This is a genomic window from Tsukamurella sp. 1534 (assembly GCF_000312385.1).
In the GTDB taxonomy this organism is placed as follows: Bacteria; Actinomycetota; Actinomycetes; order Mycobacteriales; family Mycobacteriaceae; genus Tsukamurella.
In genome coordinates this window covers 1237419-1245995 of the sequence record NZ_HE997626.1, presented here as the reverse complement: position 1 = coordinate 1245995, position 8577 = coordinate 1237419, and the positions used below count along the sequence as shown (strand labels likewise).

Annotated in this window: 7 protein-coding genes; all 7 read right to left on the bottom strand. The window is 70.4% G+C overall.

The features are described from left to right. A partial coding sequence (gene pknB, locus BN39_RS06100; protein WP_148281477.1) for a Stk1 family PASTA domain-containing Ser/Thr kinase occupies positions 1 to 924 on the bottom strand: 924 nt, incomplete at its 3' end. Continuing rightward, a complete protein-coding gene (locus BN39_RS06095; protein ID WP_019201483.1) occupies positions 921 to 2372 on the bottom strand; it encodes a serine/threonine-protein kinase in 1452 nt (483 codons plus the stop codon). The genes BN39_RS06095 and pknB, both read right to left, overlap by 4 nt. Further along, positions 2372 to 3886, bottom strand: coding sequence for a penicillin-binding protein 2 (locus tag BN39_RS06090; RefSeq protein WP_019201482.1), 1515 nt, complete (start codon positions 3884 to 3886; stop codon positions 2372 to 2374). Before BN39_RS06090 ends, BN39_RS06095 begins: the two co-directional genes overlap by 1 nt. Further along, complete coding sequence (locus tag BN39_RS06085) at positions 3883 to 5304, bottom strand: FtsW/RodA/SpoVE family cell cycle protein (protein WP_019201481.1); 1422 nt, start codon at positions 5302 to 5304, stop codon at positions 3883 to 3885. The genes BN39_RS06090 and BN39_RS06085 overlap by 4 nt, the downstream gene beginning before the upstream one ends. Then, positions 5301 to 6758, bottom strand: a complete 1458-nt coding sequence (locus tag BN39_RS06080) for a PP2C family serine/threonine-protein phosphatase (protein WP_019201480.1) — start codon at positions 6756 to 6758, stop codon at positions 5301 to 5303. Before BN39_RS06080 ends, BN39_RS06085 begins: the two co-directional genes overlap by 4 nt. Then, positions 6755 to 7219, bottom strand: a complete 465-nt coding sequence (locus BN39_RS06075; protein WP_019201479.1) for an FHA domain-containing protein — start codon at positions 7217 to 7219, stop codon at positions 6755 to 6757. The genes BN39_RS06080 and BN39_RS06075 overlap by 4 nt, the downstream gene beginning before the upstream one ends. 99 nt (positions 7220 to 7318) lie before the next feature. Beyond that, complete coding sequence (locus tag BN39_RS06070) at positions 7319 to 8569, bottom strand: DUF3662 and FHA domain-containing protein (protein WP_019201478.1); 1251 nt, start codon at positions 8567 to 8569, stop codon at positions 7319 to 7321. Positions 8570 to 8577: the final 8 nt, after the last annotated feature.

Here is an 8577-nt window from a genome sequence, read left to right as displayed (position 1 = left end):
CTTCGCGCGGCGCCCGCGCGGCTGCTCGGTGAGGAAGGCGTCGCGGTCCTCGTCGGTGAGCACCATCGGCGCCTCGGGCTTACGGCCCGCGAGCACCCGGATCAGGTCCTGGCGCATCTCGCCGGCGGTCTGGTACCGGTTGGCCGGGTTCTTGGCGAGCGCCTTGAGCGTGATGGAGTCCAGCTCCGGCGGCACCGTGTCGAGGATCGACGACGGGGTCGGCGGGTCCTCCCGCACGTGCTGGTACGCCACCGACACGGGGGAATCGCCCTGGAACGGCGGCTGGCCGGTGAGCAGCTCGAACAGCACGCAGCCGGCCGCGTAGACGTCCGAACGGGCGTCCACCGACTCGCCGCGCGCCTGCTCCGGGGAGAGGTACTGGGCGGTGCCGATCACGGCCGCCGTCTGCGTCATCCCGGCCGACGGATCGCTCATCGCCCGGGCGATGCCGAAGTCCATCACCTTGATCTCGCCGGCCCGCGTGAGCATCACGTTGGCGGGCTTCATATCGCGGTGCACGATCCCGTTGCGGTGGCTGAAGTCCAGCGCCGCGCACACGTCGGCCATCCACGTCATCGCGGCCTGCGGGGCGATGGTGCCGTCGCGCCGCAGCACGTCGCGCAGGGTCTCCCCGTCGACGTACTCCATGACGATGTAGGGCAGCGGCCCCTGTGCGGTCTGCGCCTCGCCGGTGTCGTAGACCTGCACGATCGTCGGATGGTTCAGCGATGCGGCGTTCTGCGCCTCGCGGCGGAAGCGCTCGTAGAAGCTCGGATCGCGGGCGAGGTCGGCGCGCAGGATCTTGATCGCGACATCGCGGGACAGGCGCGTGTCACGGGCCAGGTGCACCTCGGACATGCCGCCGAACCCGAGCGTCTCGCCCAGGTCGTAGCGGTCGTTGATGCGCCGCGGCGGGGTCGTCATCGAGTGTCGCCTCCATCGAGGTAGCCGGGCAGCGGGATCCCGAAGATCACCCGCGGCGGCGGCGTCGTGGTGGGCTCACCACCGGTGATCGGGGGCTCCGACGTGGTCGTCGGCGGCGGGGTGGTCGTGGTCGGCGGCGGTGTGGTCGTCGTCGGCCGCGGAGGCGGGGTCGTGGTGGTCTGCGGCGGAGGCGTCGAGGTCTCCGTCACCGTCTTGGTGGGCCGCGTCGTCGGCTGCTCGGGGCGCGCCGACGTGGAATTGCCGGTCGGGGGCGGCCCGACGGTGGCGGTCGGCCCCGTCGAGCTGCTCGTGGACGGTGGCGTGGTGCCGCCGGTGTCCCGGAACAGCAGGTAGCCGCCGATGATCGCGCCGGCCAGGAGCAGCAGCGCGGCCGAGATGCCCAGCACCGTCTTCTGCGCCTTGGTCCAGCCCGAGTCCTCCGTGTACGCCGGGGTCGCGCGGGAGAGCGGCGCGGAGTTGCGGTTGCCGGTGACCGGCTGCGGGCCGGGGCGCGACGGGGGCGGGGTCACCACGGCGGTGGCCGCCGTGGCGGGCGCCGGGCTCGAGGCGGGCAGCGCGCCGCCCGTCCAGCCGCGCGGCATGGGCGGCCGCTGGCCGGACTTCACGGCGGCCACGGCGTCGGCGAACTCGCCGCCGTTGGCGTAGCGCTGCCGCGGGTCCTTGACCAGCGTCAGGGTGATCAGCTCGCGGACCGGGGCCGGCAGGTCGGGCGGCAGCGGATCCGGCTGGTCCCGGATGTGCTTCATGGCGACGGTGATCGCACCGTCGCCGGAGAACGGCCGCTTGCCGGCGAGGCACTCGTAGCCGACGACGCCGAGCGAGTACACGTCCGAGGCGGCGGTGGCGTCCTCGCCGGAGGCCTGCTCGGGGGAGATGTACTGGGCGGTGCCCATGACCATGCCGGTCTTGGTGACCGGGGCGGCGTCGACGGCCTTGGCGATGCCGAAGTCGGTGATCTTCACCTGGCCGGTGGGGGTGATCATGATGTTGCCGGGCTTGACGTCGCGGTGCACCAGTCCGGCGCTGTGCGCCACCTGCAGCGCCCGGCCGGTCTGTTCGAGCAGGTCGAGCGCCTGGGCCTGGCTGAGGTGCCCGAGGCGCGACAGGACGGCGTTGAGCGGCTCGCCGTTGACGAGCTCCATGACCAGGTACGCCAGCGGCGCGCCGCCGGCCTGGTCGTCCGTCTCGCCGTAGTCGTAGACGCCGGCGATGCCCGGGTGGTTGAGGGCCGCGGTGGTGCGGGCCTCGTTCCGGAACCGGGCCAGGAACTCCTGGTCCTCGGAGAACTCCGCCTTGAGCACCTTGATGGCCACGCGCCGGTCGAGACGCGTGTCCATGGCCTCCCACACCTGACCCATGCCGCCGGTCGCGATGAGCCGGAGGAGTTCGTACCGGTCGGCGATTATGGAGCCGGTCTGCAGACTCATCAGTTCCCCTGCCCGTTCGACGCGGCGTTGATCACCGCACGTCCGATCGGCGCTGCGAGCGACCCACCGGTCGCCGCCTCGCCCTGATTTCCACCGTTCTCAATGATGACCGACACCGCCACCTTCGGGTCGTTCACCGGACCGTAGCCGATGTACCAGGCGTGCGGCGCCTCGCCGCCCTTCTGGCCCTCGGAGTGTTCGGCCGTGCCCGTCTTCGAGGCGATCGGCACGCGGCCGCTCGAGCCCTTGGTGTTCCGCTCGGAGGCGACCATGAGCTCCCGCATCTGGGTCGCGACCTCCGGCGAGATCGCCTGGCCCGCGCGTTTGGGCGCCGTGGTCGAGATCGTCGACAGGTCGGGCGCCTGGAGGCTGTCCACCAGGTACGGCTGCATCCGGATGCCGCCGTTGGCCAGTGTCGAGGCGATCACCGCGTTCTGCAGAGGCGTCATCGCCACGTCGAGCTGGCCGATCGCGGACTGGCCGGTCTGGGCACCGTCGGCCAGCTCGCCGGTCGACGACTGCGCGACGCGCAGCGGGATGGGGTCGGGCGACGAGTTCATGCCGAAATTGTTGGCCATCTGCTTGATCGCCTCTCCTCCGTCCTGCATCTTCGACGTAGCAAGGTCGACGAACGCGGTGTTGCACGAGTACTGGAACGCCTGCAACAGGCTGACGGTACCGCCCGAGCTGTCCTGGCAGGTCGTGCCCGCGTAGTTCTGGAGCGTCGTGCCGCCGCCGCCCGGCAGCGTGATCTGCTTGTCCGCGGTGAGGCGGGTGCTCAGGTCGACGCCCTTGCCCTGGGACAGCGCCGCGGCGGTCGTGATCACCTTGAACGTGGACCCGGGTGGGTACGTCCAGGTGGTGGCCCGGTTCTCCATCGGCTTGTTCGGGTCGGCGTTGAGCGACTCCCACGCGTTCCGCACGACCTTGGGGTCGTGCGAGGACAGCGGGTTCGGGTCGTAGCCGGGGGTCGAGACCATCGCGAGGATCTTGCCGGTCTGCGGCTCCATGGCGACGACGGCGCCGTGGCACGGCCCCGCCGATCCGCACGAGGACATGAGCTTCTCGTACGCGACCTTCTGCATGGCCGGGTTGATCGTGGTCACGACGTTCCCGCCGCGGGGATCGCGGCCGGAGAACATGTCCGCGACGCGGCCGCCGAACAGCCGGTCGTCGCCGCCGTTGAGGATCGACTCCTCGGCGTGCTCGAGGCCGCCGGAGCTGTAGATCATCGAGTAGTAGCCGGTGAGCGGCGAGTACGCCTGCGCGAGGTCCTTGGGATAGGAGCGCAGGTACTTGTACCTGTCGTCGGTGGCCACGGACTGCGACATCACCTCGCCGCCGGCGAGGATGGAGCCGCGCTGGCGGGAGTACTCGTCGAGCAGGACCCGTTCGTTGCGGGTGTCGGCGCGCAGGTCGTCGGCCTCGAAGACCTGCACGAAGGTCGACCTGGCGAGCAGGGCGACCACGAGAAGGACGACGACGAGGCTGACGCGGCGGATCGGTGCGTTCATACGCGCTTCACGATCTCAGTCGGCCGGTCGGGGACCGGGGCACCGGGCTTGCGCGTCACCTTCGGCTCCCGTGCGGCGTTGGAGATCCGCAGCAGGATCGCGACGAGCGCGTAGTTCGTGAGCAGCGACGATCCGCCGTAGCTCATGAACGGGGTGGTCAAGCCGGTGAGCGGGATGAGCTTGGTGACGCCGCCGACCACCACGAACAGCTGGATCGCGATGGTGGAGGCGAGTCCCGCGGCGAGCAGCTTGCCGAAGCTGTCGCGGACCGTGAGGCCCGCGCGGAAGCCGCGGAAGATGAGCACGAGGAACAGCATGAGGACCGCGGCGAGGCCGATCAGCCCGAGCTCCTCGCCGATGGCGGCGATGATGAAGTCGGTCGAGGCGAAGGGCACCATGGTGGGCCGCCCCGATCCCAGGCCGGTACCGGCGAGACCGCCGGTGGCGAGGGAGAACAGCGCCTGCGCCGGCTGGTTGCCCACGCCGTAGAAGTCGCTGAACGGGTCCTGCCAGACCGCGACGCGCACCTGCAGGTGCGAGAACAGGAAGTAGGCGACGACGGCGCCGACCACCGCGAGCGCGAGGCCCACGATGATCCAGCCGACCCGCTCGGTGGCGACGTACACCATGGCCAGCACGGTGAAGAAGATGAGCAGCGGGGTGCCGAGGTCGTTGGCGTAGCCGAGCACCGCGAGCGCCACGATCCACACCAGCAGCAGCGGCGCCAGGTCGCGGGCGCGCGGCAGGTCGACACCCAGTACGCGGCGGCCGGCGGAGGTGAACAGGTCGCGCTTGGACACCAGGAACGCCGCGGTGAAGATGATCAGCAGGATCTTGCTGACCTCGCTGGGCTGGATGTTGAACAGCGGGGTCTTGATCCAGTTCTTCGAGCCGTTGATCTCGGACATGCTCGACGGCAGGACGGCGGGCAGCGCGAGGAACACGATGCCGGCCAGGCCGATCGTGTAGGCGTACTTCGAGAGCGTCCGGTGATCGCGCAGCAGCGCGAGCACCCCGACCAGCACCGCGACGCCGATCAGGGTCCACAGCACCTGCTGGTTCGCCTCGTTGGTCTCGATCACGCGGCCGTTCTCGCCGTGCTGGTTGCCCAGGTCGAGGCGGTGGATCAGCACCAGGCCGAGGCCGTTGAGGAGGGCCACGACGGGCAGGATCAGCGGGTCCGCGTGGGGCGCGAACCGGCGCATGGCGATGTGCGCGGCACCGTAGAGCACGATGAACGCGGCCATGTACTTCACCAGGTCCCAGCTGATGGACTGGCGTTGCGCCCACTCCACGATGCCCAGCGACGCCCCCATCACGACGGTGGCGGCGCCGAGCAGAACCAGCTCGTAGGTCCGGGAGCGACGGTTCTGATCGAGCGTGAGCCCGGAACCGGGGGTATTGACTCCGGACGTCACGACGGGCCTCCCCGGCAGGGGGCGTCGGGCGTCGAGGTCTGCGTGACCACCTTGGTGACCGGCGCGGGCTGCGCCGGGGTCGCGCCGGGCGCGGGGGCCGGTGCCGGGGCGGCGGTCGGCGCGGGAGCGGGTGCCGGGCCGCCCGACGGTGCCGGGGCGGGCGCGGGTTCGACGACGGTGCTGATCTGGCAGCGCGGGATCAGGTTGTCCTTGTCCGTGAGGGCGCGCGCCTGATCGCGGGCGTCGTCGAGGGAGCTGGCGTAAGGCAGGCCGTCGAGGTTGGCCTTGCCGCGCGGGGTCAGCTCACTGACCTTGAGCGGCTCGCAGCCCTGCGCGGCGCCGCCCGCGGCGGGGGAGTCGGCGATGCACACGACCTCCTGCTGCTTGTTGAGCGCCTTGCCGAACAGGGTCACCTTGACGCCGTGCGAGATCGCGATCCGGCCGTCGGTCGTGGAGCCCACGTAGTAGTTCGAGTTCACCACCGAGCGCGTGACCAGCGCGGCGATGCCGCCGACGATGACGAACGCGAGGACCAATGCGAGGGCGATCCACTTGCGCCGCGGGCCGCGGTCGGGCTCCTCCTCGACGACCTCCTGCGCGAGGACGCGGCGGGGCGCCTTCTTGGGCGGGCGGAGTGCCGCGGCGCGGCCTGCGGCGGTGTTGGCGGGCGGGACGTAGTCCTCGTCGTCCTCGTTCGCGGCGCCGCCCACGATGGGCCGGCTCTGGCCGAAGCTGGTGTCCTCGACGCGGGCCACGACGACGGTGACGTTGTCCGGGCCGCCGGAGCGCAGCGCGAGCTCGATCAGCTTGTCGGCGGCGGCGCTGACGTCCTCGGAGGCCAGTTCCAGGGTGTCGCCGATGGTCTCGTCGCTCACCACGTCGGACAGGCCGTCGGAGCAGAGCATGTACACGTCGCCGGCCTTGGCCTCGCGCAGCGTGAGGGTGGGCTCGACCTCGTGGCCGGTGAGGGCCTTCATGATGAGGGAGCGCTGGGGGTGCACGTGCGCCTGTTCGGCGGTGATCCGGCCCTCGTCGACGAGGGTCTGGACGAACGTGTCGTCCTTGGTGATGCGGGTGAGCTGCTCGTCGCGCAGCAGGTAGCCGCGGGAGTCGCCCACGTGGATGAGTCCGAGCTTGGAGCCGGCGAACAGGATCGCGGTGAGCGTGGTGCCCATGCCGTCCAGCTCGGGGTCCTCGGAGACCTGTTCGGCGATGGACTCGTTGCCGGAGACCATCGCCTCCTCGAGGGTGTCCAGGAGGTCGCCGCTGGGCTCGTCGTCGTCGAGGGGGGAGAGCGCGGCGATCATCAGCTGCGACGCCACCTCGCCCGCGGCGTGGCCGCCCATGCCGTCGGCCAGCGCGAGCAGGCGGGCTCCGGCGTAGACGGAGTCCTCGTTGTTGCTCCGGACCAGGCCTCGGTCGGAGCGGGCGGCGTAGCGAAGGACGAGACTCACGGGCGCAACTCGATCACTGTCTTGCCCACGCGCACCGGAGTGCCCAGCGGGACGCGGGTGGGAGTGGTCACCTTGTTGCGAGCCAGATAGGTGCCGTTGGTGGAGCCGAGGTCCTCGACGTACCAGTCGTCCCCGTCGCGGGAGAGCCTGGCGTGCCTGGTGGACGCGTAATCGTCGTTGAGGACCAGCGTGGAGTCGTCGGCGCGGCCGATGAGCACCGGTTGCTGGCCCAGCGTGATCCGGGTGTTGGCGAGCGGGCCGTGGGTGACCACGAGGTACTTGGCCACCTTGCTGGTGCGCGAGAACAGGCCTCGGCGGGGGGCCTTGGCATCCTTCTGCTTGGGCCGCAGGCCGGAGGCCACGCGCGCGTCGGAGCGCAGCGCGCTGATCACCAGCCACACGCACAGCCACAGGAGCAGCAGGAAACCCGCTCGGGTCAGTTGCAGTACGAGTCCCTGCACGGCGCCTCCCTCCTGGTCGCTCAGACGCACACTCGGCTCGCGCCCCGCGGTCTGCGGGCGCGTCTTGCGGGTCTGCTTCCGCGAGCCCGAAGAGAAAATCTACTGGAAGCGCACCACGATATCCGAGTGGCCGACCCGGATGCGGTCACCGTCGGCCAGTTCCCAGTTGGAAACGGGCACGTCGTTGACCGACGTCCCGTTGGTGGAGCCGAGGTCGTTGAGCACGGCGGCGTAGCCGTCCCAGCGGATCTCGACGTGGCGGCGCGAGACGCCCGTGTCCGGGAGCCGGAACTGCGCGTCCTGGCCGCGGCCGATCACATTGGCGCCGTCCCGCAGGGCGAAGGTGCGGTTGGAGCCGTCCTCCAGGTACAGGGTGACGCCGGCGGGCTGGGCGTAGCCGCCCTGGGGCTGGGCGTAGCCCTGGTCGTAGCCGGGCTGCTGGTCGTAACCCGGCTGCGCGTAACCCTGGTCGTATCCCGGCTGGGCCGGCTGGGCGTAGCCCTGGTCGTAGCCGGGCTGCTGGTAGCCCTGGTCGTACCCCGGCTGCGCGTAGCCCTGGTCGTATCCGGGCTGGGCGTAGCCCTGGTCGTAGGCGGGCTGCTGGTAGCCCTGGTCGTATCCGGGCTGGGCCGGCTGGGCGTAGCCCTGCTGCTGGTAGCCCTGGTCGTATCCCGGCTGCGCGTAGTTCGGGTCGTACGGCTGCTGCTGGTAGCCGCCCTGATCGAATGCCGGCGGCTGGTAGCCCTGCTGCTGGCCGTAGTTCGGGTCGTAGGGCTGCTGGTAGCCCTGGTCGTAGCCGGGCTGGCCCGGCTGCGGCTGCTGGGCGTAGCCCTGCTGGTCGTACCCCGGCTGCCCTTGGTAGGCCCCCTGGTCGTACTGGCCGCCGTGCCGCCCCTGGTCGTATCCGGGATTGTTGCTCATCGAATCGGCTCCTGATTCTGCAGGTGGACGCTGGGGTACTAGGTTCTGCGGGACTGCATCCGGGTCGACGGTGCCACGGGCACGGAATTGACCCGTGTGCAGTGCTGGTGACTGCTCGAAGTGCACGACCACGTCACCATAAGTCTGCCAGCCGTTGTCATGGATGTATTCGTCCAGGTGCTTCGAGAACGCGCGGATCGCGAGTTCGCGATCCGCTTCGAAGGTCTCCTGGTCGGTGGGGGAGACGGCGATGACGTATTTATTGGGTACGAGATACGCCCCGTCTCCCAGGGTTTGCAGCTGGTCCTCGGCCTCGCGCTGAAGAGCAGCCTCTACTTCCTGGGGAACCACCTTGCCGCCGAAGACCCGGGCGAAGCCGTCGCCGACGGCCCCCTCGAGCTTGCGCTCGAATCGCTGCAGGATCCCCATGGACGACT

Bases quoted from the DNA above. Each gene is read 5' to 3' on its own strand.
- BN39_RS06095 (WP_019201483.1), bottom strand. From the start codon at position 2,372: ATGAGTCTGCAGACCGGCTCCATAATCGCCGACCGGTACGAACTCCTC.
- BN39_RS06070 (WP_019201478.1), bottom strand. From the start codon at position 8,569: ATGGGGATCCTGCAGCGATTCGAGCGCAAGCTCGAGGGGGCCGTCGGC.
- BN39_RS06090 (WP_019201482.1), bottom strand. From the start codon at position 3,886: ATGAACGCACCGATCCGCCGCGTCAGCCTCGTCGTCGTCCTTCTCGTG.